Origin of the sequence: Brasilonema octagenarum UFV-OR1 (assembly GCF_963888615.1) — a bacterium.
Lineage (GTDB): Bacteria > Cyanobacteriota > Cyanobacteriia > Cyanobacteriales > Nostocaceae > Brasilonema > Brasilonema sennae.
The window spans coordinates 1-24,940 of the sequence record NZ_CAWPKW010000289.1 but is presented as its reverse complement, the minus strand read 5'-3'; the positions used below and the strand labels follow the sequence as shown (position 1 = coordinate 24,940).

Sequence of the window (24,940 nt, the reverse complement as noted above, 5' to 3'; positions counted from 1 at the left end):
ATGTAATGACAAGTTTCGTGTGGAATCTTAGTAAGTAACTTCCCAATTCTTGGGACAAATAAGCTGAGATTATGACATTCATTAAACAAACTCAAACGACATAAATTTGTTAAAATTAAGAAAAAATTGAAACAAGGAGAGATATGATATAATTGCGTGGTTTTATCCAAAAAAGGTAAGAGAGAAAACGTTTTTAACAACTAGTTTTTTTTTGCATAAATCAAGTGAATAGAACACAAAAGACATTTGCACTCACAACACCACTATATTATGTAAACGACTTACCCCATATTGGCAGTGCTTATACAACAATGGCAGCAGATGTGGAGGCAAGGTTTCAGAGACTTTTGGGACGTAGAGTCCTCCTGATTACAGGTACAGATGAGCACGGGCAAAAAATTCAGCGGACAGCAGAAAGCAAAGGGCGATCGCCTCAAAGCTTTAGTGATGAAATGTCAGCGGGTTTTGTCTCCCTATGGCAGTTACTAAACATTCAATACGATAGATTTATTCGTACGACTGCTCCTCGTCATGAAGTTCTGGTCAAAGAATTTTTTCAGCGAGTGTGGGAAGCTGGAGACATTTACCAGGGACAACAAAAAGGCTGGTACTGCGTTTCGTGTGAAGAATTCAAAGAAGAAAGAGAACTGTTAGAAGGACACCGCTGTCCTCTCCACCCAAATAAAGAAGTTGAGTGGCGAGACGAACAGAACTATTTCTTCCGCTTATCTAAATATCAAGAGAAACTGCAAAAACTTTACCACTCTCAACCGGATTTTATCCAACCAGACAGCCGCCGAAATGAAGTCCTCAACTTTGTGAATCAAGGGTTGCAGGACTTCTCGATTTCACGGGTGAATGTAGATTGGGGTTTTCCTGTACCAGTTGATCCTAACCATACTCTTTATGTTTGGTTCGATGCGCTTTTAGGTTACATTACCGCATTGCTAGAACCGGATGAAGAACCAACTTTAGAAAATGCCTTAGCAAAATGGTGGCCGATCAATTTGCATCTGATTGGTAAGGATATCCTGCGCTTTCATGCAGTGTACTGGCCAGCAATGCTCATGTCCGCTGGCTTATCATTGCCAGAGCGAGTTTTTGGACATGGTTTTTTGACCAAAGATGGTCAGAAAATGGGCAAAAGTCTGGGTAATACCCTCGATCCCATAGGTTTGGTGAAGCGCTATGGTAGTGATGCTGTTCGTTATTACTTCCTTAAGGAAATCGAATTTGGCAAGGATGGCGACTTTAATGAAAGTAGATTCATTAATGTGGTAAATGCAGATTTGGCAAATGATTTAGGTAATTTGCTAAACCGCACTTTAAACATGGTGAAGAAATACTGCGCTAACAATGTGCCGACAACTACAAATGAAAATATACCTATTGAGCATCCTTTGAAAGCGATTGGTTTACGTCTTGGGGAACAAGTGAAACATGCATATGAAGCGTTAGCCTTCAATCATGCTTGCGAAGCTATCCTTTTACTGGTGCAAGCCAGTAATAAGTTTATTGATGAACAAGCTCCTTGGTCATTGTATAAACAAGGACAAATACAAGCAGTTGAGCCAGTTCTGTATGCAGTGCTGGAATCAGTGAGACTAGCAGCTTATCTCCTATCTCCGATCATTCCTGATACAAGTAGTGATATTTACCAGCAACTAGGTTACGGAATTAATTTTAATCAACAAATAGAAACCGCCACCGCTGCTCCTTTTGCGATTCATAGCACATGGGGAGTACTAACAAATCAACAAAAGCTAGGTGAAGCTAGACCAGTCTTTAAACGAATAGAACCTGCTAAAAACAATTAGTTGTTCCAATTTTCATTACTGAATTTTGTCTGATTTTATCAGGACTAAATTTATCACTCCTGAAAGATTATCATAAGCCGTTCTTTGCTGATCTGTAAAAAAAAAGTATCACTTATTACATTTTCATAAAAATGAGGTATGACAACAATGTTGAATAATCTGGAAAATGATTCGATATTTACGCCAGAACAAGTTTTAGAAAATCGGGGTCGTGTCGCCATCTTTATTGACGGGTCAAACTTATTTTATGCAGCACTACAACTAGGAATTGAAATTGATTACACCAAGCTACTATGTCGATTAACAGGAGGCTCTAGATTGTTGCGAGCCTTCTTTTATACTGGAGTAGATCGCACAAATGAAAAACAGCAGGGTTTTCTGTTGTGGATGCGACGCAACGGATACCGGGTTATTGCCAAGGATTTGGTACAGTTGCCAGATGGGTCCAAAAAAGCCAACTTGGATGTAGAAATTGCGGTAGATATGATGGCTTTAGTAGACTCATATGATACAGCAGTGTTAGTCAGTGGTGACGGAGATCTGGCGTATGCAGTGAATTCAGTCAGCTATCGCGGTGTGCGGGTTGAGGTGGTCAGTTTACGCTCCATGACGAGCGACAGTTTGATTAATGTGAGCGATCGCTATATTGATTTAGAAGCAATTAAAGAAGATATTCAGAAAACTCCTCGCCAAAGCTACCCTTATCGAGTACTAGATCGATCACTAGCCCCTATAGGATTTATGGAAGATCCCAGGGAAAGCGACGGGCAGCAGATTGAAATTCAAGAGTCATGAAGCACTAAGCAAGAGGAGAAAGGGAGATAAGGAGGATGAGGCGGACAAATCAATTCAAAATTCCTCTTGGAAAGTTTGCTCCAACACTGTCCTCCGCATCGCGCTGGCTCCTTTTCTCCCTAATCTCCGTAGGGTTAGTTGCTTGTGCTGGGAGCCAAACTCACGTCACGACCAAACCACCTGTTGAGAGTCCATCGCCTGGAGAGAAAGATAGTAACCTAACTTTTTTTGGTGTCACCTTAGAGCAAGCAGATGAAGTTGGCAGACCAATTTGGAGAGTCAGAGCAAAACAGGCAAAATACACCAAAGAAAAACAAATTGGTGCAGCCCAAAGTCCATATGGTGAACTTTACCAAGATGGCAAAGTTGTTTATCAAGTACAAGCTCAAATGGCAGACATTGCGCAAGATGGTAAGCAATTGTTTCTAAAAGGGAAAATTGTCGCGATAGATCCTCGCAATGGTGTTGTTTTAAACGGTAATGAGTTGGAGTGGCGACCAAAAGAAGATTTGCTCATTGTCCGTAACCAGCTTCATGGAACTCATAAACAACTACAAGCCGTAGCGCAGGAGGCGCGAGTGAAAACTCGCGAACAACGCATGGAGTTTTCTGGAGGAGTGGTTGCAAACTGCTTGGAACCGCAATTACAAATGCGAACTGAGCATTTGACTTGGCGAATAAAAGAAGAAACATTAATAGGCGATCGCCCTGTCCAAATGGATCATTATAAAAACAACCAAATTACTGACCGAGGTCAAGGAGACTCTGCTGAAGTTAACTTGAAGACAAAAATTGCTACCGTTAAGAAAAATGCACAGCTAGAGTTACTAGACCCACCAGTGCAAGTCGCTAGTAACTCTATGACTTGGAACCTAAACTCAGAAACAGTAAAAACTAATTCTCCTGTGCGGGTCTTCCATCAAACTGAAAAAGTAACAGTTAGTGCAAATCAAGGCGAAATGAAGATACCGGAAAAAACTGTTTATTTAACAGGAAACGTTTCTGGCGTTGGAGAGCGTGGCCAGTCTCTTAAATCAAAGACCTTAACATGGTATTTTGACAAGAAATTAGTTGAGGCTCAAGGGGATGTCGTTTATCGCCAAGCAGATCCTCCATTAGCTTTTACAGGTCAAAAAGCCTCCGGTGATTTGCAAGCAGAAACGATTGTCATCAACAGCGATGGTTCTGGAAAAAAGGTCGTGACAGAGATCATTCCTCAAGACAGAAAAGTGAAAAATCAATAGTATCGCTCTAATCGCATTCTAAGAACGTGCTTTGTAAGTTCCAAAGGGACACATATAGTTAATAAGCAGGATATTTACCAGGAGGCTCATTTCTTATTTTTGAATTTTGAATTTTGAATTTTGAATTTCTTATTAGCCTCCGTATAACATTTCATTACGACTAGCTGCACCTAATTGAGGTATTGCATTGGTAGCTATGTGAGGAGTGACAGTAGCAGGAACAGCTGGAGCAACTTGTAATTGCTGTACCAAACGTTGTAACAATTGGTCTTGTCCAGTGCGGAAACCTGAGACATTCGTACCACGGTTAAGAATGGCAAACCATACCAAACCGCGATCGCGCGTAGGCACTACTCCGGCTAAAGCACTAACATCCCGTAGAGTGCCAGTTTTCATGAGCGTCGCAGCAGGTAAATGTCTAGAGTGCATCGTTCCCCGATGGTCAAATCCGGAGACTGGAAATAAGTCAGCCAAAGTCAACTGATAAGCGAATGCTTGCTGTTGAATTGCCATAAACATAGCACAAACTGCTCTGGGAGAAATGCGATTTTCAGGTCCTAACCCTGAACCGTTAATTAACTGAATTTCTGACTGCGGTACCCTTGCCAGAGTAGCAGCTGTTGATTGCACAACCTCCGCTCCCCCCACAGCATCTGCCAGCATTTGAGCTATTTCATTATTGCTGAAAACGTTCATTTCCCTAATGATTTGCTTTAAAGGTAGTGAGTGGTGACGCAAGAGCAAAGTCGGTTGAGGATTTGCGATTGGTTCTACTTTCACACCTCCAGCAATCACAATTTGAGGCTTAGGAGTTCCTTTTGGCATCAGCGAGTGTAGAAAAGTAGCCCCACGGGGCCAAGTAGCATAATTCAAAGCTTGCTTAAGCATCTGACCTGCTAGCACTGGATTACGCTGGAAATTCATCGCAAAATTCCCGGTAATCACCAAATTTCCTGTAACACGTTTAATGCCCATCTGGTTGAGACTATTACCAAGCGCTATGGCTTCCTCCCAAACAAACATCGGATCGCCACTACCTGTAATCACCAAGTTGCCCTGTAATACACCATTCTGCAAAGATCCTGTAGTACTAACCAAAGTTTGAAATTGGTGATCTGGACCAAAATTTTTGAAAGCAACGAGTGAGGTAGCAACTTTGGTTAAGGAAGCAGCTGGAAGAGGAGTCGTGCCTTGGTGATTAGCCATAAGCATCGGTCCAGACTGTATCCAAATTCCCTGACTTTCGATTTGATTTGCTGCTATTAATTTCGATGTTTGTAATCCTTTGAGATATTCCAGCACCGTAGCAGCCCCAACTGGATTTGGATCGGCGGCAACAACTAAGCCGGGGCTACCTTGCCAAGTTAAGATATCCAAAGCATTTATGGGCTTGACATTGACTCCAGCCATTTCCAGCCAAACAGAAATTAAACCTGAACCGAACAATTCCAGCATGCTTCATTGCCTCTGTAGAATATGCTATTTTGTTTAGTGTATGATTACGTAAGTGTTCCCACGAGACCCGGCATTGAGTCATGATAACCGCAGTTTTTGCCACGCGGAAGTAGGGCATGCAAACAAGCTTTGCTAGAAAGTATAACCTTGAGTCCAAAACATTTGAAAATAGAAAGTTTTCATTTGCGCTTTTGGTGAATCTAGTTGTTCATACAGGGTACTCTTTTTTGTCTATCCCACATATTTCTGAGGTTTACCCCTAAATCAGGCTAATTTTCTGATTTTAGGTAGCTTTGGTGCTTTTTGTGTTGCCAAAAAGCCAGCTTTTGTGAAAAGGATTAACTAACAGATTAAACTTTATCCTCAATAGTGTGGTTTTGCTTCTCAGTTACAGAGGTAATTCATGTTATGTTGAGCTTGTTAGCACCTCTTGAGAAAGGATCAAGGCTCAAGTATGAAGCTTGAAAGTTTATAACTTATACTTCATCAGTTTTGCCTTGATCAGAATATCTACTACTTTCACTCTTTGGCATCTGGTAAAATTTGTAAGGTTTCTAGAAGCTCTGAGCAATGGGATCGACTGGCGCACGGATCGCAATTGACGCAATGGGAGGGGATTACGCACCTGATGAAATCGTTGCTGGCGCACTGCGAGCACGAGAAGAATTGGGCGTAGAAGTCTTATTAGTAGGCGATCCCCAAGAAATAGAAAGCAAACTGCCGCCAAAAACTAATCTGCGGCAGGTAGAGATCGTTCCTGCTGAGGAAATGATCACAATGGATGAGGAGCCTTTAAGCGGTATTAGACGCAAACCTAAGGCTTCGATTAACGTAGCTATGGATTTGGTAAAAAATCAGCAGGCTGATGCTGTGGTTTCTGCCGGTCACTCTGGGGCAGCAATGGCAGCAGCTTTGCTCCGCTTGGGACGACTGCGAGGAATTGACCGTCCAGCAATTGGTGCAATGTTTCCAACTATGGTAGCAGGAAAACCAGTGCTCATACTTGATGTCGGCGCAAATGTAGACTGCCGTCCCAAGTTTTTAGAGCAGTTTGCTGTTATGGGGTCGATTTACAGTCAGTATGTCTTAGGTATTCCAGAACCCAAAGTCGGTTTGTTGAATATCGGCGAAGAAGACACCAAAGGCAATGACGCCGCTGTTCGTGCGAACCAACTCCTGCGTGAAAATCCCCAAATCTCATTTATTGGCAATGCGGAAGGACGTGATGTTCTTTCCGGTCACTTTGATGTGATTGTGTGTGATGGATTTGTGGGCAATGTGTTGTTAAAATTTGCCGAAGCAGTTGGGGAAGTCATGCTCCAGATTATCCGAGAAGAATTACCCCAAGGATTACACGGTCAAATTGGGACAGCAATTTTAAAACCTAACCTCAAGCGAATAAAGCAGCGAATGGATCATGCAGAACATGGAGGTGCTTTGCTTTTAGGCGTTGATGGAATTTGCATTATCAGTCACGGTAGCTCCCAAGCACCTTCGATTTTTAATGCAATTCGCATGGCAAAAGAAGCTGTAGATAACCGAGTATTGCACAGAATTCAGTCTCAATATCAAAGCATTCAGCAAGAAAGTGGTTAACACTTCGCTTGTTTTCAGTCAAAGTCAAACTCAAAAGTCCTTTACTAACGACTCAAGACTGTTGACTAAAGACAAATGACTAATCACTAATCACTAAAAGCTGATAGCTTTGGAGATGCCAGAGTGCAAAACTTAGGAATAGCAATCACGGGAAGTGGATCAGCAGTACCAGCAACTTTCCTGGATAACCACGCACTAACAGAAGTGGTTGAAACATCAGACGAATGGATCACCACAAGAACAGGAATTCGTCAACGGCGATTGGCAAAAGCAAGTGAAACGATAACTGAACTTGCGACTGCTGCTAGTGAGCAGGCGATCGCAATGGCTGGAATTTCGCCACAAGACTTGGATTTAATTGTGCTAGCAACCTCTAGTCCTGATGACTTGTTTGGCAGTGCTTGTCACATTCAAGGTCAATTGGGAGCTACCAAAGCGGTAGCTTTTGATATCACCGCAGCTTGCTCTGGTTTTGTGTTTGGGCTAGTGACTGCTGCCCAATACATCAGGACTGGAGTTTATCAAAACGTACTGCTTGTTGGAGCGGATTTTCTCTCTCGTTGGGTAGATTGGCAGGACCGGGGAACTTGTGTATTGTTCGGTGATGGTGCTGGCGCTGTCGTTATACAGGCAAACCAGAAAGATTACTTGCTGGGATTTGAACTCAGAAGCGACGGAACTCAGAATAACTGCCTTAATCTTGCTTATGCAGCAGAGCCAACACAATTGACTCAACAAGTCAATGTTGGAAAAGGCAACTTCCAACCCATCACCATGAATGGCAAAGAAGTATACCGCTTTGCCGTACAAAAAGTGCCAGAAGTTATTGACAAAGCTTTGTTTCGTGCCAACCTTAGTGTTGACCAAATAGATTGGCTATTATTGCACCAAGCAAATCAGCGCATTCTCGACGCTGTTGCTCAACGCCTAAATATTCCAGAACACAAAGTTATTAGTAATCTCGCCAATTATGGCAACACTTCTGCCGCCTCTATCCCCCTTGCTTTAGATGAAGCAGTGCGGCAAGGCAAAATCAAGACGGGTGATATTATTGTCACTTCTGGCTTTGGTGCTGGACTCACCTGGGGTGCAGCCATCTTCCAATGGGGAAGATAGTTTTTTATCCTTTGTCATTGGTTATTTGTTATTTGTTAATAACCAATGACCAATGACCAATGACCAATGAGTAATGACTAATGACTAATGACTAATGACTAAAACTGCATGGGTTTTTCCTGGACAAGGTTCACAGTCCCAGGGAATGGGAATAGACTTATTAGATGTGCCATCCGCACAAGAAAAATTTGCTCAAGCTGAGAACATATTGGGCTGGTCTGTCATCGAAATCTGTCAGAACAATCCCGAAAAGTTGGCGTACACTCTCTACACACAGCCTTGTTTATACGTTGTAGAAAGTATTCTCGCTGATATTATGCGTCAGAAAGAAAAACCGAATTTAGTTGCAGGTCACAGCTTAGGAGAATACGTGGCCCTTTACGTGGCTGGAGTATTCGAGTGGTCTGATGGGTTGCGTTTAGTAAAGCGTCGTGCCGAACTTATGGAGACCACTGCAGGTGGGATGATGGCAGCTTTAATGAACTTTGATCGTGAACAGTTGGACAAAGTCATTGCTTCTACTCCTGAGGTAGTGATAGCAAATGATAATAGTCCTGGTCAAGTGGTCATATCAGGCACACCCGCAGGAGTAGAAGCGGTAATGTCTCAAGTTAAGGCAAAGCGTGCTAAGCCTTTGAATGTTTCTGGGGCATTTCATTCGCCTTTAATGGCACCAGCAGCCGCTGAATTTCAAGATATTTTAGAATCAGTCGAATTTAATCAAGCTTTTGTACCAGTTTTATCAAACGTAGAACCAGTTCCTACTGTTGATGCAAGTGTTTTGAAAAAACGTTTAATACAACAAATGACTGGAGGAGTGCGATGGCGAGAAATTTCATTAGCACTACCAGAAAATGGCATTGAGCGAGTGGTAGAAATTGGTCCTGGTAATGTGCTAACTGGTTTAATTAAACGCACTTGCTCTGACTTAATCTTAGAAAACGTCAGCAACCTAGGTCATTTAGCTCTTTAGTGAGTTATGAGTAGTGAGTCGTTAATTGTGTCACTAACCACTCACTACTCACTTGTCCCACATTCAGATTAGTGATTTCCATAATTTGAAATTTTGAATTTTGAGAGAAGTTTGAGCGGAGGTTTCCTCCGTTCGCGCAGCGTCTCCGGAGGAGACTCAAATCTTTGGTGATTTTGAATTTTGAATTGTTTATCCTCTCCCTTTCGACTATGTCTCGAAACCGTGAACCATATGTAAGTTTGTTACTTTACCACGCATTTAAGTGGTCAGTGGTCAGTCCCATGCTTCAGGTTTATTTCAAGGGACGAATCTATGGTGCTGAAAATGTCCCTAAAACAGGACCACTACTAGTAGTTAGCAATCATGCAAGTAACTACGATCCACCCATTGTTTCTAATTGCGTACGCCGTCCAGTTGCGTTTATGGCAAAGGAAGAACTCTTTAAAATCCCAATTCTCGGTAAAGCAATTGAGTTGTACGGTGCTTATCCTGTGAGTCGAGGTAGTGCCGATCGCACTGCTATCCGTGCAGCTATGAAGTATCTTGATGACGGGTGGGCTGTAGGTCTTTTTCTACAAGGAACACGTACTCCAGACGGACGCATTACAGATCCCAAAAGAGGTGCAGCCCTGATTGCTGCTAAAGCCAAAGTCCCACTTTTGCCCGTATCTTTGTGGGGAACTCAGGCAATTGAGCAAAAAGGTTCAAAAACTCCTGTTTCAGTTCCAGTCACAGTGCGAATTGGCGAACTGATAAATGCTCCCAGTTCTAATGATAAAGAGGAATTGGAAGCGTTAACGCAAAAGTGTGCAGCAGCAATTAACACGCTCCACGAGTTGGGACGATAATTTGGAAGAGTCTGAAAATATGCTTAAAGGAGGTGGCAAAAGCCACTGAATTTATGTCAATTTAAAACCATACAATTTTAATTTGAGATTTTGGATAGTTAATTGACGTTACAAATTATCAATAATAATCTGAAAATTAGTGGATTTTTTGCATCTATCTTTAGGGAAAGAGAGTAAAAAACCTTAATTTAAAAATCTTGAGTTCGACTTGATATTAGTTCCACGCTGCTGAACTTTATTCACCCTCATCAAGCTCTTCCGAAATAATATATGAGCAGTTCTGATGCCAACAATTTTTGGTATCGCCTGAATAATCTGGCGTTAGTCCGTTTTTTGCTTTTAGTTGCTTCTGGATGGGCAATAACACTGCTTCTAGATTATTTTCAATCAGTCATTGTTATTTTTACATTTGCTGCAATCTTAGCTTTTTTACTAAGTTATCCTGTGCAATGGCTGCGACGCTTTTTACCTCACAGTATAGCAGTTGTTGTCATTTTCTTATTGAGTATTATCCTAATTGGTGGTTTGACAATTACTGTAGGCTTAACAATTTTATCTCAAGGACAACAATTAATTGATACAGTCTCTGCATTTTTAAACTCTTTAATACCGTTAGTAGAACGAATAGAAGCTTTTCTTCGTAATCGTAACTTGCCAATAGACTTGAGTGTCATTGAAGAACAATTGCGAAATCAAGCTATATCTCTGCTTGTTAACAGTTTAAATATTTTCCAAAGCATGATTACTAACTTTGTGACTTTTGTCTTTATTGCTGTCATCGCTTTTTTTATGTTACTAGATGGCGAAAAGCTTTGGTCTTTTATTATTAAAACAGTACCCCAAAAACGACGAGATAAATTTACAAATATAATCAGACGTAACTTTTTGGGATTTTTTAGAGGTCAGTTGATATTAACTTTATTTTTGACATCTTCGACTTTTCTTGTTTTCTTAATACTAAAAGTACCTTTTGCATTAATATTATCAGTGATAATTGGAATATTGGACATCATTCCTGGCATAGGAGCTACATTAGGAGTGAGTATCATTACTTTGATTGTTTTATCACAAAGTGTTTGGATGGCACTCAAAGTCTTAGTAGCTTGCATCATACTTCAACAAATACAAGACAATTTAATTACGCCTAGAATTATGCAAGGTGCTCTCAATCTTAATCCTGTTGTTGTCTTTTTTGCTTTACTTGTTGGGGCGAAAGTTGCAGGATTGTTGGGACTTTTTATTTCTATTCCGATTGCTGGAGTTTTAGTTTCTTTATTTGAAATTGATGAGATGAAAGCGGAAGTTGAATCCTTATAAAATATTGTTAAGTAGGTCAACTTAATTAAACGTAAAATGCCATTACGTATGCGCAAGCGCACGCCCACAGGGCTTTAGACGTAAGGCTTGCCCGTTCGGCGTAGCCGTGGCGTTAGCCATAGGGCATACGTAACGGATTGAAGCGTTAGCGCAGCGTGTCCCCTTGGGACTCAGTAATCGCCAAAACTTTATCTTACGTTTTCAATGTTGACCTACTTGTAATAAATCCTAAAGAATGTATTTTTTATTGAAAGTTATAGTTGTTTAAAACAAAATTGAAACAGAGCGAAAAAAAAGATGTGTTATTTACATTGGAATTATTTATTATAGTAGATGAGAACTTATAATTCCTGACGAATGGCTGATACAGATTTAAGAGCAGAATTAACAGAAAATTTGGATGAGGCGGAGTGGGAATGGCTGATTCCTCATGCGCAACGGGATGCTCTAATTCTCGTGGCGGTAGGGCTAGATATACTAGATGTGGGAGTGGCGATCGCTGGCGATAATGTATCGCAAGTCGAAACTTGGGTAGATGAGGCATTGATTACCAAACCCTCGGTTACACAAATAGGAGAATGGAACACTCAGGGTGCAAAGCAGTTTAAGACTTTGATTGTCCAACCTTACGTGCTTATACAAGAAAAAGCTGCTGCCTAAAAAAGATAAAGCGATCGCTAAAGTTCTTCAGTTTCGTCAAGTCGAAATATTTTTTAACTTATAAATGTTTTTTAACTATTGTTTTAATAACTGATTTGATGACTGCTTATTTTGAATTTCATCAGTAGCTGTGTAACCAGTTGTTACCCAAACTATAGCTCGAATTCCATCACGGATAGATTTTCCAATTGGTTCGGCAGAAGTCTCTGAAGGGACTGTGACAGGTTTTAAATCAATTCCTCGACTACCCAAAACAATTTCACCAACGATTTTAGCACGGTGCATATGGTAGTCAGAAGTAACTAAATAAACACTTTTTATGCCTGTTTTTTTCAAATCATCCACCAATGTTGTAAAGTTTTCTACAGTGTTGTTTGCTCTGTAGTCTAGACGCAACCGCCTTGTATCAACTCCAGCTTTAGCAAACACTTGTTTAGTTACCTTTGGAGGACTACCCCCAGAAATCCAAATACTTAAAGTGGGGTGTTTTTGTGCAAAATTTGCTGTAAACTTTTCTCTCTCTAATTTAGATGTGGAACCACCTAAGACTAAAATTGCTTGAGGCTGCATAAATTGGCTTTGAACTTCCTTGTAACCCCACAACATCATCAGTGGTAGTGCTAGGAGCATAAACCGAGAAGAAATACCTTTAGATTGTTGCTTGTTCAAGGACTTAGCACCTCGGTTGCTGAAACAGAATTTATTGCAAGAATCATAACGTAGATTATCAAAGCGCCAAAAAATCAACTCAAATTTGTGTTTCAATCATATTTCTGTTCCACAAGTTTTGTACACCAAATGTAGTGTAAATATCTTCCTTTTGTATAGTCCATATCAGGATATTTTTTGACAAACCACGACTCGCAATTATCAGTCTTTCATTGAAGTTATAGACCCAGATGTGGTGTTATCTGTGCCTAAAAATAAGAGACATCTCTAGATTCAATGGATGATTATAACCTCCATCTAAGCAAATCCAAAGATTTCCCAAGTAGTTTATCAAATGTATTAGAGGACGGGACTGGCCAGATTCGAACCGGCGACCTAGCGCTTCAGATTTGTGTGAGTTTCCCCACTCTCTGGACTATACCTTCACCGTAGGCTTTAAGCCCTTAGGTGGTAGCTTTCTAGTCTCTACACCTTCCTGAGCCGAACTTTATCAAAAATCACAAGTTTTAGCTCAGGCTTGGCTCGGTATTCCCATGAAGTGTCAGCATTGTGGTCGAAAGACAACCAATTTTACTTTTTCCTTTCTTTTTAGGGTTCACCGAATTTAACTACATTCACTCATAGAGTTTCCTCTATAGTGCCCGATAGTTCAGGAGGCGCTCGCTCTATCCTGCTGAGCTACAGCCCCTAACAGACATCATTCAACATGATACCATTTTTAGCGAGACTGCCAAGAATTATCCCAAGATCGGCCGCCTATTTCTAATCCACACAAGAAACTACGTGCTTTCAGGATAGTTTTTCTTTTTCCAATACCGAATTCTCGCAGCTCTAAATTTAACTCTCCCTTCATAGTGTCACTACAGCAAAATCTCAAACCATTTGCTGTTGGCGCACGTAAAGGAGTTCCAGGTAAATTGGTCGTTCCTGTGATTTCAACTTCATACTGGAAATTCCGTGCTTGCATTTGCCATCTACCCCAAGGCTGAATATCCCACTGTACTTGTGAATTCCAGGGTACGAATTCATAAAACTTGCCTTGATGGTGTATGCCAATCATAGCTACAGATTCCATCCACCATAAAACACCGCGTCGTCCACCGCCAGCAGTCAGAGCAAGGTCGGGTTCATCTTCAAAGCTATTGCAGTTGAGCCAAAACCATTTTTCGGGAAAAGCGCCTCCCCAATTTTTCTCACCGTAAGCTGGGGCGTTGGTAAATTCGTAGCGTTTACCATTCCAGTCAATCCAACCGGAAGCTAAGCCATGCGCCATGAGAATTTGCCATCCGGGTTCAAAAATCTGCAAGAATGACAACCAACCAGCGGTTGATTGTTGAATACTTCCTTTATCACCCCATCCATAAATGGGTTGAATTTCATACTCCCAACGACAGTAGCGACCAGTAGCAGGATCGTGAATTGCTCCTTGATTCAGGGTGGCTGTTGCTTGGTAGCCTTCTTGAATATGGTGTTCAAACTCAGGTGGTAGGAGGTACACAGGTTTTGTATGTAGGAGGTTTGGTTTGCCCCAATGACCTAAGCCCAAAACGTCACGGCTTGCCCAAAATTTGCTCACATCCGGAAACGTACGCCATAAATACTCGTCATTGGGACCTAGGATTTGTGCTGCACCACCAGTGTGGTGTTTACCGCCGATTGGGTCTTCAATAGAATACAAGGCAAAAGTTTCACCTTCTGCTGGTAACGTGACGCGGTAATACCAACCTTCAAAAAAGCGACGAGTAGTACCGTCCCAGTGATAACCGCTGTGGGGTGTTTGGATTAAATGATGAGAATTTGTCGAAATAGTTAACATAGATTTACCATGCTGCCTATTTTCCAGTATGAGCGATCGCCTTAACATAAATGATGCCTACTCTATCCTCGAACTCAAACCCGGTGCATCACCAACACAAGTCAAGCAAGCCTATCGTAAGCTAGTTAAGATTTGGCATCCTGATCGGTTTTCTCACCCGCACCAAAAACAGGAAGCAGAAGAAAAAATTAAACAAATCAACGAAGCTTACGACAAGCTTAAATCTCATCTGCCAAGTTCTGCTGACCCCCCCACTCAGACAACACACACAACACAGACAAACATTTATACAAGTCGCTCCAATGCCGAACTTTTCTACAACTGGGGAGCAGAGAATGCAAAACAAGGAAGATACCAGGAAGCACTTGCGGACTTTACTCATGCAATTCGCCTCAATCCCAACTACATCGATGCTTACAAATACCGTGGGTTTATTTGCTCCCAACTTGGATATGAGTATCGAGCCAGTTCTGATTTAAATAAAGCCGCACAAATCGAAGCGAGGTTGAAAAATAAACAGACTCATTCTGCATCCCCATCATCAAGATCGTCCAAAACCTCCCGAAGAAAATCAAAGCTCAAATCCCTTCTAGAAAGGTTTTTACACTGGATCAAGCGTTTGGCTAGGTTTTAAGAGGTCATCCGGATGCACTTGCGTTTGTCATGTCTTGTTGACATGAGTACTTCTGGGCATCGATTCTTTGAAATTTATTAGAAGAAGATGAGGATAGGGTAGTGAAACCGCGTTACGCGCTCAAGTTATTTTCTGATTTAGGCACCAACCACAGCACTCACCTCAATTATGGCCAAACTCCACTGGTTAGAAGTTAGCGAATACGCCTCCGTCTCTTTTTCTGCACTGGGATTAGTTACAGCCGCGCTCACGCAACAGATGATTTATGTAGCTGCTCCTTTGACTGTAACAGCTTGCTTGAACCTTGCTAATCGAGAAAGGTTAAAGTATTTGATCGAGCAGCATCAACAAGCAACAATTGCCAAACAGGATCTACTCATAGATCCACTGCGACAACGACTGACAAATTTTGATACTTTCACTCAAAAACTCAGCGCAACAACTGAACAGCAGCTTGAGGAGTTACGAAAGAACCAGCAGCAAGAGGTCAATGTTTTCACCCAACGTCTTGAAGAATTTGATGGCTCTTTCCAGCAAGTCAGTACAAACATTCAACAACAGATACAGACATTACTGCAAAATAACCAACAACAAAATACCGATGATCTCAGACAGCGCTTAACTCAACTCGACACCTTAACGCAAGAGTTAAATACAAACACTTCATTACAGATAGACCCTATTTATCAGCGCCTTGCCCAACTTGATGCATTGACACAACAGTTAAGTACAACGACACAACAGCAGATACAGACATTACTGCAAACCCAGCAGGAACAAAATATTGATGTTGTGAGTCAACGACTCACTCAACTCGACACCCTTGTACAACAGTTAAGTACAACGACACAACAGCAAATTAATCCGCTTTCTGCGCGCCTTTCTCAACTGGACTCTTTTGCACAGCAATTAAACCGATACACTCAGCACCAGATACAAGCATTACAGCAAACCCAGAAGGAACAAAATGTGAGTGATCTTAGACAACACCTGATTGAACTTGATACCCTGACACAACATTTCAGTGCAAATACTCAAAAACAGTTTCAAGAAATTCAGTATGCGATCGCCATAATACAGACTGAACTACAGGAATTGTCTTTGGGAAAGCAGCAATATCAAAACCTGGTCGAAAAAAAACAAAAACCAGAAGGTTTCAAGCCACCTCAAGTAACGACTGAATCACCCGCACCACCACCACCCCTCCAGGTAAAGAAGCAACAGACAACAAATTTTTCTCCAAATCTATCTCCAGTTACGGTGACACAAAGCCCGAGTCCTCCGGTCAATCATAAAACACCGGAAGTTTCTACACCTGTTGTCACCATAACAACATCACCCCCAAAACCGGAAGTTTCTACACCTGTTGTCAGCACAACAACATCACCTCCAACACCAGAAGGTTTGACAACAGAAAGTCCTGTTTCATATAAAGTGACGTCCGTCGCATTTAGTCCGAATGGACAAACATTAGTTAGTGGTTGTGATGACAAAACTATAAAAATTTGGCATTTTCCTGATAAGGAACCTCGCATGCTTAGGGAAACCGGAGGATTTTCCTGTTCTGGCGCAGTGAATTCTGTAGCATTGAGTCCTGATGGAAAACTTTTGGCAAGTGGAAATGATGACAAAACAATTCAGTTGTGGGATATTTCCACTGGAAAGGAAATCTCCACCTTCAAAGGGCATAAAGATAAGGTTTATACTGTAGCATTTAGCCCAGATGGAAAAACTTTAGCTAGTGGTAGTAAAGATAAGAGTATCAAGCTTTGGTCTATAGATACAAATAAAGAAACATCTACACTCCACGGGCATTGTGACGAGATTTTCTGCATTGCTTTCAGCCCAGATGGAAATATTTTAGCTAGTGGTGGTGGTAAAAAGGATAAAACTATCAAAGTGTGGTATTTGGCTGAAAATAAATTTTTGACTCTTAAAGGTCATTCCGAAGAACTGGGAGGAATTTATTCTGTTGCTTTTAGTCCAGATGGAAATACTCTTGCAAGTGGCGGTACAGACAAGACAATTAAAATTTGGCAACTCTCAAATGGTCTAGAACTCCGCACTCTTGGAGGACATTCTGATGATATTTGTTCTGTAACATTCAGTCCAGATGGTAAGCAGATCGCAAGCAGTAGTAAAGACAAGACGGTAAGGCTTTGGCAAGTGGAGACAGGGAAGGAACTGCGTGCTTTCACTCTTGGTGAAGATCCAATTTTTTGTGTTGTCTTTAGTCCAGATGGTAAGACTTTGGCAGCGGGTGGCTATCGTGATAACACTGTCATGCTATTGCCTTGTGATTAAGCGTTGCAAAGCACTTCCAGACTGCAAATGAAATCAGTATCTCAAGAAATGCAAATCAACTTTTCCGCTAAGACAGTAAAAAAAGACTATGTTTATAACAAATTTTATAAAATGTTAAGACGGATGAATCGTTATAAAATTTGGTAAATATATAAACCTTTCTCAGTAGGGGATGCTAACTTAAGAGTAGGCGCATGGAAGTTAGAAATTTATCCAAATCTTCACTTGTTAGAGCCTGTGCCTCCTGCTCTAATATATTCGCGACCATTTCTCAGTTGTTGTGTTTTGTTGTGATGTGTTTTCGCCTAAGGTTTAGTAAAGTCGTTTTGGAGGTTTTTTAACTGACAGCAAAAATGCCTGCTTATCTGGATCGAGAACACACAATGGCAAAGATATTGGTTGTGAACCTTGTCCACCTTAGTTGAGTGACTTTCTTCTAATTTTTTACTCTTCTCAATCATTTACACCTAACAAACCGCCGCAAGCTGCTGATACGCATCCATCGTAGCTTTCGGCGGTTCATACGTTATCAGTTCATTAAAGTTATCACAGTCACTTCTGGTGGGCAAAACAAACGTCCTGGTGGATAAGTGCCTAACCCACGATTAACGTAAAGTTGATTTGTTCCTACTTTGTGAAAACCCTGCGCCCATTCCCAGTGTTTCATCACTGTGGAACAATCTCCTCGCAAAAATGGCACCGCTCGCCGTAGTTTTCTGGGAAGTTTCCGAACAAATGGCTTATAGTAAATCACAGCAGGACCTAGTCCTGGAATTACAATTTGACTGCCGTGGGTATGACCAGACAGCTGCAAATCGACTCGCCATTTTTGTAATTTTTCAGCACTATCTGGATTGTGGGATAGTACAATGCAAGGTTTAGTACTGTCTAGATGATTCATCACAACTTCAGGCTTAAATTCTCGTGACCAATAATCAGCTAACCCAACCAGAGGTAGTTCTTTGCCAAAAGGATATGCAATTTCATTCCAAAGAACTTTAATATCTATACTTTCAAATGCCGCTGTTACTTCTGCTTTGGAATGAGTGTAATATATATCATGGTTACCAAGTACGGCATACACCCCAGCGCTACTTTGCAGATGTTTGAGTCGTAACACTAACCTGTGAATTGGTGACGGATCGTCAGTGACATAATCACCTGTTAAAACAACTAAATCGGGTTCAGCTTCGTTGCTAACAGCGATCGCTTGTTCCAACATTTTTTCCGATAGCCGTTTCCCGTCATAATGCAGGTCTGACATATGAACCAGCTTCGTACCTTGTAACGATGCTGGCAACCCTGCAATATTAACCGTTAACTTCTCGACGCTTAGAGGTCCAGATAACAACCAGTGCATTGCGCTGACATGGCTCCGCTTACCAGCGCTTACAGCTTAACAAATCATTGCCGAGCGAGTATAGAGTTTGGAACAACTTTTTGAAAAATTTATCAAAGTTCTTGTGGATGTTAAACTAGATTTCGTCTTCACAACAAAGTGAGTCAAAAGTTACGCCAAATTATGGAAAAAGAAACCGGCTAAATGCTGCGTGACTGCAGGGCATAGGTCATCCCCGCAGGGCTTCGGTGCAGGGTAGGACACCAAGGACACCAATAAATAAGACTTTAAAATAGTTCTTGCGTAAATCCTATTATTAACAAAGTTATTTCAGCTACTATCAGCTTACAGTATCGAGAAATCGAATCTATGGAGCCTGCTTATATAAAGAACTATAGCCACTTTGAACAGCACGTAGCGACACTTCTCCATAGGGCGGGTTGGACCGTGATAGGTGCCAAATCAGACCAATCTGGTTATGATTTTGTTGTCAGAAAAGGAAACTTAGTAGGTGCTGTTTGCATCAAGTGGCTGAGAAATAATGTAGCAGCACCGCAGCTTTTAAAATTTGCGAATTTTTTAGATTCTGATGAAGGCGATAAGTTTAATTTTGGCTTATTCATAACAACAAGAGGTTTCAGCGGGCCAGCACTGGCTCTAATCAGATCCTGGGGGAAAGATGCTAAAATCCGCTGTGGAATTGCTCAGGAAAAGAAGCTGGTTGGGATTGATGGTGCTGAATATGAAGATAGAATTTATGACGATCCCACAACCTCAGAAAAGATTTATTTTGGCATTTTTACTTGTAAAGGGGGGGTTGGAAAAACAACTATAGCAGCGCATTTAGCAGGAGCATTTGCACTACAAGGATTCAATGTGGCGCTTGTAGATTTAGATCCAGAACAAAATTTGCAAAAGCTAGTAGGAGATGGGGTTTTTGTTCCTAATTCTAGAGGTAGGGGTACGACGATAGAAGTATTTGATGGCAGGGATTGGCATGAAGATTCCGCCCGTGATTGTAGAATAGTTATTTGCGATTGCTCTCCTGCACTTGAGCGGAACCCCACAAACTTACTCGAAAAATTGCACTATTGCATCATACCAACCACCTTAAATCCACTCGGCTTAAATAAGCATGGTCAAGTGATTCGAGATACTGTAACAGAAATACGTCAAATCAACAAAAAAGCTCACTTATTTGTCTTAGTTAATAATTTCAAAAATCCTGGTGCTCAAAAATTAAGTCTTCTCAGAAAAGTTTATTTAGAGACATATAAAGATATTCTCACAACAGATGATAAGTTTCATTGTATAGACCCAGAAGAAGTTTGTATTCGAGCCAGTGAACAACTTTATTACTGGGGAATACATATTCTAGAAAAGCCAGAAAACCCATCTAGCAAATTGGCATTTGACTTGATTGGAGGAAGGTGCTATCCACGTGATGACTTTATCAGCTTGGCAGATTATATAGAGACAAAAGCGGGTGTTGGAATTCTACGAGGTGAGTAAGTAGATTTGAAGAACCCTACCCTGCGAAAGGTGGGCTTAGGCTTTCCTCGTTGCAAGACTAAGGTGTACATAGAAGTCATTGAACTAACCAAAGGAAACCTCACCCTGCCCTATCGGGCATCCCTCTCCTTATAAAGGAGAGGGAAAGGTTTTAGCTACGAAGGGTTAAAGATTCAAGTATTTTATTTAACAAATTCTATATATACTGAAAATACTACTATAAGGGTTGTGCAAACCCAACAAACATAAATATCACCCTGTGAGATCGCAACGATAGTATAGAAATAGGATGCCTTAAATTTTATTTTTATTATGAAAACACTTATATCTTATTACAAAGAAATACAAGAAAAGCTAAAGTCTCAATTAGAACGAACAGAAACAACTGAGCAAGTCGTCAAGATAGTTCAAGACGAGATTAACAAGCTTGCAGACTTGAGTGGTGATTACATTAGAGGATTAACCCCACCACAGGCACGCCTTGCTACAGCCATGTTAAAGGCGCTTAATCAATACACGAGCATTTTGATATTAGTCAAACTGCAAGATTCAATCCTAAACACTCCGGAAAAATCTCACAGTAGTGCTAACTCACAATCCGAAAACCAGCTAGGCTTGACTGAGTTAACCTCTAACACTTTAGCGCCATTTAACACAATGATTCAGATAGAAAAAAATCTGAAATCATTGACATCGCTTGACTATTACAAGCAAGCATTATCACAACAAGTACAGCAAAACCGTGAGGTCATGAGTAGCTTACTTGCTGGCGGTATAACGGGAACCTTGGCAGGGGGTTATATATGGGGGTTAATAGGAGCAATTACCGGAGGAGTGATTGGAAAAATAGTTCAGCAAACCCAGCCGTCTGAAAACACAGGTGTTGTCTCGCTGCCAGAACCACCTAAAAACACGTTGAAAACAAGTATTGTAAAAATAGATTTTGATAAATTACTTGACCATCTCTATCAAGCTTTTCAATCAATTGATCTAACTGTTGCTGCGTACGCGGGAAGCGAAGAGAAATCACCCAAACCTGGTCTGGAAAATCATCTAGACTTGTTAGAGTACCTACAAGATTTGATGGCAGACGGACTCGATGAACAAACTCAACTGCCAACTACGGTGCGTAGGCGCATTGAACAAGCTGCGACGATTTTGAGACGCTACGGAATTGAGACACGAGTTTATCAATCAATAGAGGAACAGGACTCGGGAATGGAAGCTTGGTCGATGTTTTACTTTGAGCCAAGTCTCGATCCACAAATTACAGATTACATCACCTTGAAACAAGCCTTGGTTAAAGATAACCAAGTACTCTTACCAGGTAGCGTAATTGAGCCTGCATCACCAGTATAGTAAGGTGGGCAATATTCATTATTTTACTCTCGTTCCCATGCTCTGCGTGAGAACGAATCAATAGTATTAATTGTATGGAGCAAACAGAATTACTCATGCGCGATTATCATAATATCAAAATCATTGGATTTGATTTAGGGCATGGAGAAACGGCTCTTAGCTGGGTACGAGCAGATAATGCAGAAACGACTCCTCAAAGTTTACTCATTAATAATAGGAAAAGCCAAATCACTGCCATTGCCCATCATCCAAAAAAAGGAATTGTCATTGGTGAAATGGCATGTCAAATGCCCGATGCCACCATCTTTGAAATCGCCTTTAAATCTAGGCGTTTTAATGAAACGGCATACCAAAAAAACATTAAAGAATTTGTGAATGCTATCTATCAGCATTTGATTGATACCCAACAAATTCAGTCTGGAGATAACAACTACTTTTTCATCGGTTGTCCCTCAGGATGGTGGCAAGAAGAAATTGAGACTTACAAACAACTCCTCTCTAAAGATTGCTTGCCAAATGCAACCGTAGTCAAAGAGTCACGCGCTGCTTTGATGCACGCCAAAGAAAGTGGCATATTCACCATAGAAGAATTACAAAAGTCGGTGCTGGTTATCGACATTGGTTCTTCCACCACAGATTACACCCTTGTCAAGGGTATGTCTGACACTCCGATAGATTTTGGACACGACTTGGGTGCATCCTTAATTGAAAAAGAAATTCTTAAGAAAACCCTGGAATGTCAAACACAATATAGGGAGGGACGCGAAGAAATTTTACGACTTGGAGAAATTCTTAAAGATGAAGAAATTTTGCAACTAGAAGAAATTTCACAGCTTGAAAATATTTTTGAGCAAAACCCAATATACAAAAATCGCTGTGAACTTCGATGCCGTAAAGCAAAAGAAGAGTATTTTAATTATCAAGATTCTTACGAAGAAACTATTGTTAATGTAGGTATTGAAGATATTCAAAGAAAATTTAAGTTTTTGCCTCTTGTCAATGGCAAAATAATCAACACAATTCTCAGTCAACCTTTACGAGAACTTGACAACAAAAGTTGGCGTGATGCTTTCCGTGACCAGTTGCAAGGAGTCAAAGAAAAGTTGCAACACATAGGCATTCAACCAAGTGCCATTCTCCTCACAGGTAGTGCTTCCAAGATGTCGTTTGTTCAGGAAATTTGCCAAGAAGTCTTTGCCGATTTGCCTTGCAAGCGAGATGGAGAACCTGAACTTAGTATTGCCAGAGGACTGGCACGTTGGGGACGTGTGTACATTCGCACAGCGGGATTTCTGGAAGAAATTAATCAATTTCTTGACCGAGAACTGACAGGTATTGTAGGAAATTATATACCCGTGTTCTTGGAAAAATTAGCTGAAGAACTGGCAAATGGTTTGGTAGACGACGTGATAAAACCAAGCGTGCAATCTTGGCGGAACAGAAAGATCATAACGCTCTCATCTCTTGAATCGGAAATAGAGCAGAAAGCCAAAGCTTGGCTAACAGGAAGTGATGCCAATAATAAAGTGACGACCTGTTTAGTTGAGTGGTTGTCAAAAGTTCAAAACGAGGTGAGGGAAAAAACAGATTCAATCTGTAGAAAATATAATTTACCACTGGAAACATTTAGCAGCAAAACAATTGACTTGGGGGATCACACAGACAAAGTTCCCACATCTATATCTTTGGATGATTTAACCGGGCTTTCTATATTTGTTGGGCACCTTGTTGCTTTAATCGTAGGCGTTGTCCTAGCAGGATTATTCCATATTCTGCTTTTTACTGGAATCATTGCACCGATTGTTGGAATAATAGCTTACTTTATAGGTGAGTCCTTAGTTAAGGAAACAGATATACCCGGCTGGATACGCAAATTGGTGCCTGATCAGAAAATTGACGAACTAGCGTTTCAGAAGAAACCAGAGTTGCAGCAAAAAATTCAACAGACTTTAATTCAAGATCCAACAATAGGTGTCAAATTGGGTAAATCTATCAGTGAGTGGCTCAAGGAAAGTGTGCAAGAACAAGCGGATAAGGCTAGGTTGCTCATTGCTTAAGAAAGTACGTCAGTTTTGCAAATATACGCCCACACCCTAGAAGGGCTAGGCTAAACAAACAAAGCCCGCCTATGCGCTTCGCTAACGCGGGCTTGATTTTTGTTTAGGTGTACTTCAGAATTTGGGCTACCTTTAAAATATTGAATAATAGCTCAGTAGATTGCTGATGACTCAGGAAGAATTGCTGCGGGTAATTGAGATGGCGGCGAGTGAGGGAGCGATGGAACTCGATCTCTCTGGCAAGGATTTGACAGTTTTACCGCCTGAGATTGGCAAGTTGACTCATCTCAAAAAACTGATTCTCGGCAAATATGAGTATGATGACGAAAGCGGTATCGTTGATACTATCGGGAATAACCTGAGTGCTTTACCTCCAGAAATCGGACAGCTTGATCATCTTGAAGAACTTCAGGTTGTTGGTAATCGCTTAAGCAGTTTGCCTGCGGAAATTGGAAAACTCACCAACCTGCAAACGCTCTACCTGAGCGACAATCAACTCAGCGCACTGCCAGCGGAAATTGGAAAAATCACCAACCTGCAAACGCTCCACCTCAGCAGCAATCAACTCAGCGTACTGCCAGCGGAAATTGGAAAACTCACCAACCTGGAAACGCTCAACCTCAGCAGTAATCAACTCAGCGCACTGCCAGCGGAAATTGGACAACTCACCAACCTGCAAACGCTCGACCTCAGCTTCAATCAACTCAGCACACTGCCAGCGGAAATTGGACAACTCACCAACCTGCAAACGTTCAACCCCAGCAGTAATCAACTCAGCGCACTGCCAGCGGAAATTGGAAAACTCACCAACCTGCAAACGCTCTACCAACTCAACAACAATCAACTGAGCGCACTGCCAGCGGAAATTGGACAACTCACTAACTTGCAATTGCTCCACCTCAGCGAGCAATAAACTGAGCGCACTGCCAGCGGAAATTGTCCAACTCACCAACCTGGAATCGCTCTACCTCTGCTGGAATCAACTGAGCGCACTGCCAGCGGAAATTGTCCAACTCACCAACCTCCAATCGCTCTCCCTGGGCAGGAATCAACTCAGCGCACTGCCAGCGGAATTTGGACAACTCACTAAGCTGCAAATGCTCGATCTCCGCTACAATCAACTCAGCGCACTGCCAGCGGAATTTGGACAACTCACCAACCTGCAAACGCTCTCCCTCAACAGGAATCAACTCAGCGCACTGCCACAGGAATTTCGACAACTGACAAAACTTGAACTATTGGATCTTCGTGGAAATCCAGTCCCCATTCTACCTGAGATTTTGGGATCGAAAGACTTGTCAAAAAATCCAGGTGATGTGAATGAAATTCTCGATTTCTATTTCCGCGTACAAGACCCAAATGAAACCGAACCCCTTTATGAAGCGAAATTCTTGATTGTTGGCGAAGGGGGCGCTGGGAAAACTTCCTT

20 protein-coding genes are annotated in these 24,940 nt (G+C 41.5%); 16 read left to right on the top strand and 4 right to left on the bottom strand.

Going from position 1 to position 24,940, the window contains the following annotated elements:
- Positions 1-215 precede the first annotated feature (215 nt).
- The 3 genes from metG (at position 216) to lptC (ending at position 3,856) form a co-directional block, all read left to right on the top strand.
- Entirely contained in the window at positions 216-1,817 is a 1,602-nt protein-coding gene (metG, locus tag AC5590_RS25025) for a methionine--tRNA ligase (RefSeq protein ID WP_169266095.1), read from the top strand.
- A gap of 147 nt (positions 1,818-1,964) precedes the next feature.
- Positions 1,965-2,612, top strand: coding sequence for a LabA-like NYN domain-containing protein (locus AC5590_RS25020; protein WP_169266094.1), 648 nt, complete (start codon positions 1,965-1,967; stop codon positions 2,610-2,612).
- Between the two features lie 35 nt (positions 2,613-2,647).
- The gene (gene lptC / locus AC5590_RS25015; protein ID WP_169266081.1) at positions 2,648-3,856 is read left to right on the top strand and encodes an LPS export ABC transporter periplasmic protein LptC; all 1,209 of its coding nucleotides are present in this window, start codon (positions 2,648-2,650) and stop codon (positions 3,854-3,856) included.
- Between the two features lie 132 nt (positions 3,857-3,988).
- Here the strand turns inward: lptC and AC5590_RS25010 are convergent, their stop codons facing one another.
- Positions 3,989-5,311: a D-alanyl-D-alanine carboxypeptidase gene (locus tag AC5590_RS25010; RefSeq protein WP_169266080.1), complete on the bottom strand. Its 1,323-nt coding sequence runs from the start codon at positions 5,309-5,311 to the stop codon at positions 3,989-3,991.
- Positions 5,312-5,881: 570 nt separating this feature from the next.
- Between AC5590_RS25010 and plsX the strand changes: the two genes are divergently transcribed.
- The 6 genes from plsX (at position 5,882) to AC5590_RS24980 (ending at position 11,821) form a co-directional block, all read left to right on the top strand.
- Entirely contained in the window at positions 5,882-6,907 is a 1,026-nt protein-coding gene (gene plsX, locus AC5590_RS25005; protein ID WP_169266079.1) for a phosphate acyltransferase PlsX, read from the top strand.
- 123 nt (positions 6,908-7,030) lie between these two features.
- Positions 7,031-8,023: a beta-ketoacyl-ACP synthase III gene (locus tag AC5590_RS25000; RefSeq protein ID WP_169266078.1), complete on the top strand. Its 993-nt coding sequence runs from the start codon at positions 7,031-7,033 to the stop codon at positions 8,021-8,023.
- Positions 8,024-8,117: 94 nt separating this feature from the next.
- Positions 8,118-8,996: an ACP S-malonyltransferase gene (fabD, locus tag AC5590_RS24995; protein ID WP_169266077.1), complete on the top strand. Its 879-nt coding sequence runs from the start codon at positions 8,118-8,120 to the stop codon at positions 8,994-8,996.
- A gap of 209 nt (positions 8,997-9,205) precedes the next feature.
- Positions 9,206-9,844 (top strand): lysophospholipid acyltransferase family protein, encoded by a 639-nt coding sequence (locus tag AC5590_RS24990; protein WP_169266076.1) that lies wholly within the window; start codon positions 9,206-9,208, stop codon positions 9,842-9,844.
- A gap of 270 nt (positions 9,845-10,114) precedes the next feature.
- Positions 10,115-11,161 carry an AI-2E family transporter gene (locus tag AC5590_RS24985; protein WP_169266075.1) on the top strand — a complete coding sequence of 349 codons (1,047 nt, stop codon included), beginning with the start codon at positions 10,115-10,117 and terminating at the stop codon, positions 11,159-11,161.
- Between the two features lie 357 nt (positions 11,162-11,518).
- Complete coding sequence (locus AC5590_RS24980) at positions 11,519-11,821, top strand: DUF2288 domain-containing protein (RefSeq protein ID WP_169266074.1); 303 nt, start codon at positions 11,519-11,521, stop codon at positions 11,819-11,821.
- A 75-nt stretch (positions 11,822-11,896) separates the two neighbouring features.
- Here the strand turns inward: AC5590_RS24980 and AC5590_RS24975 are convergent, their stop codons facing one another.
- Together AC5590_RS24975 and AC5590_RS24970 are read right to left on the bottom strand one after the other, a co-directional pair.
- Positions 11,897-12,451, bottom strand: coding sequence for a YdcF family protein (locus AC5590_RS24975; RefSeq protein ID WP_169266093.1), 555 nt, complete (start codon positions 12,449-12,451; stop codon positions 11,897-11,899).
- A 757-nt stretch (positions 12,452-13,208) separates the two neighbouring features.
- Positions 13,209-14,306: a tocopherol cyclase family protein gene (locus AC5590_RS24970; protein ID WP_169266073.1), complete on the bottom strand. Its 1,098-nt coding sequence runs from the start codon at positions 14,304-14,306 to the stop codon at positions 13,209-13,211.
- 28 nt (positions 14,307-14,334) lie between these two features.
- On the opposite strand from AC5590_RS24970, the gene AC5590_RS24965 reads away from it, so the two are divergent.
- Together AC5590_RS24965 and AC5590_RS24960 are read left to right on the top strand one after the other, a co-directional pair.
- The gene (locus AC5590_RS24965) at positions 14,335-14,940 is read left to right on the top strand and encodes a J domain-containing protein (protein WP_169266072.1); all 606 of its coding nucleotides are present in this window, start codon (positions 14,335-14,337) and stop codon (positions 14,938-14,940) included.
- A 168-nt stretch (positions 14,941-15,108) separates the two neighbouring features.
- Complete coding sequence (locus AC5590_RS24960; RefSeq protein ID WP_169266071.1) at positions 15,109-17,244, top strand: WD40 repeat domain-containing protein; 2,136 nt, start codon at positions 15,109-15,111, stop codon at positions 17,242-17,244.
- Between the two features lie 529 nt (positions 17,245-17,773).
- Here AC5590_RS24960 and AC5590_RS24955 read toward each other — a convergent pair.
- Complete coding sequence (locus tag AC5590_RS24955; RefSeq protein WP_169266070.1) at positions 17,774-18,604, bottom strand: metallophosphoesterase; 831 nt, start codon at positions 18,602-18,604, stop codon at positions 17,774-17,776.
- A gap of 348 nt (positions 18,605-18,952) precedes the next feature.
- On the opposite strand from AC5590_RS24955, the gene AC5590_RS24950 reads away from it, so the two are divergent.
- The 5 genes from AC5590_RS24950 to AC5590_RS24930 form a co-directional block, all read left to right on the top strand.
- On the top strand, positions 18,953-20,095 hold the full coding sequence (locus tag AC5590_RS24950) for a nucleotide-binding protein (RefSeq protein ID WP_169266069.1): 1,143 nt from the start codon (positions 18,953-18,955) through the stop codon (positions 20,093-20,095).
- A 312-nt stretch (positions 20,096-20,407) separates the two neighbouring features.
- A complete protein-coding gene (locus AC5590_RS24945) occupies positions 20,408-21,454 on the top strand; it encodes a hypothetical protein (protein ID WP_169266068.1) in 1,047 nt (348 codons plus the stop codon).
- Between the two features lie 74 nt (positions 21,455-21,528).
- A complete protein-coding gene (locus tag AC5590_RS24940; protein WP_248277268.1) occupies positions 21,529-23,511 on the top strand; it encodes an Hsp70 family protein in 1,983 nt (660 codons plus the stop codon).
- Between the two features lie 166 nt (positions 23,512-23,677).
- A complete protein-coding gene (locus AC5590_RS24935) occupies positions 23,678-24,424 on the top strand; it encodes a leucine-rich repeat domain-containing protein (RefSeq protein ID WP_169266067.1) in 747 nt (248 codons plus the stop codon).
- Positions 24,378-24,940, top strand: a 563-nt coding sequence (locus tag AC5590_RS24930; RefSeq protein ID WP_211178522.1) for a leucine-rich repeat domain-containing protein, incomplete at its 3' end; no start/stop codon positions are given. The genes AC5590_RS24935 and AC5590_RS24930, both read left to right, overlap by 47 nt.

What these genes read in the sequence shown, in the direction of transcription:
- AC5590_RS25020 (WP_169266094.1), top strand. Translation starts at nt 1,965, where the DNA reads ATGTTGAATAATCTGGAAAATGATTCGATATTTACGCCAGAACAAGTT.
- lptC (WP_169266081.1), top strand. Translation starts at nt 2,648, where the DNA reads ATGAGGCGGACAAATCAATTCAAAATTCCTCTTGGAAAGTTTGCTCCA.
- AC5590_RS25010 (WP_169266080.1), bottom strand. Translation starts at nt 5,311, where the DNA reads ATGCTGGAATTGTTCGGTTCAGGTTTAATTTCTGTTTGGCTGGAAATG.
- plsX (WP_169266079.1), top strand. Translation starts at nt 5,882, where the DNA reads ATGGGATCGACTGGCGCACGGATCGCAATTGACGCAATGGGAGGGGAT.
- fabD (WP_169266077.1), top strand. Translation starts at nt 8,118, where the DNA reads ATGACTAAAACTGCATGGGTTTTTCCTGGACAAGGTTCACAGTCCCAG.
- AC5590_RS24990 (WP_169266076.1), top strand. Translation starts at nt 9,206, where the DNA reads ATGTCTCGAAACCGTGAACCATATGTAAGTTTGTTACTTTACCACGCA.
- AC5590_RS24985 (WP_169266075.1), top strand. Translation starts at nt 10,115, where the DNA reads ATGAGCAGTTCTGATGCCAACAATTTTTGGTATCGCCTGAATAATCTG.
- AC5590_RS24980 (WP_169266074.1), top strand. Translation starts at nt 11,519, where the DNA reads ATGGCTGATACAGATTTAAGAGCAGAATTAACAGAAAATTTGGATGAG.
- AC5590_RS24975 (WP_169266093.1), bottom strand. Translation starts at nt 12,451, where the DNA reads ATGCTCCTAGCACTACCACTGATGATGTTGTGGGGTTACAAGGAAGTT.
- AC5590_RS24970 (WP_169266073.1), bottom strand. Translation starts at nt 14,306, where the DNA reads ATGTTAACTATTTCGACAAATTCTCATCATTTAATCCAAACACCCCAC.
- AC5590_RS24965 (WP_169266072.1), top strand. Translation starts at nt 14,335, where the DNA reads ATGAGCGATCGCCTTAACATAAATGATGCCTACTCTATCCTCGAACTC.
- AC5590_RS24960 (WP_169266071.1), top strand. Translation starts at nt 15,109, where the DNA reads ATGGCCAAACTCCACTGGTTAGAAGTTAGCGAATACGCCTCCGTCTCT.
- AC5590_RS24955 (WP_169266070.1), bottom strand. Translation starts at nt 18,604, where the DNA reads ATGCACTGGTTGTTATCTGGACCTCTAAGCGTCGAGAAGTTAACGGTT.
- AC5590_RS24950 (WP_169266069.1), top strand. Translation starts at nt 18,953, where the DNA reads ATGGAGCCTGCTTATATAAAGAACTATAGCCACTTTGAACAGCACGTA.
- AC5590_RS24945 (WP_169266068.1), top strand. Translation starts at nt 20,408, where the DNA reads ATGAAAACACTTATATCTTATTACAAAGAAATACAAGAAAAGCTAAAG.
- AC5590_RS24940 (WP_248277268.1), top strand. Translation starts at nt 21,529, where the DNA reads ATGGAGCAAACAGAATTACTCATGCGCGATTATCATAATATCAAAATC.
- AC5590_RS24935 (WP_169266067.1), top strand. Translation starts at nt 23,678, where the DNA reads ATGACTCAGGAAGAATTGCTGCGGGTAATTGAGATGGCGGCGAGTGAG.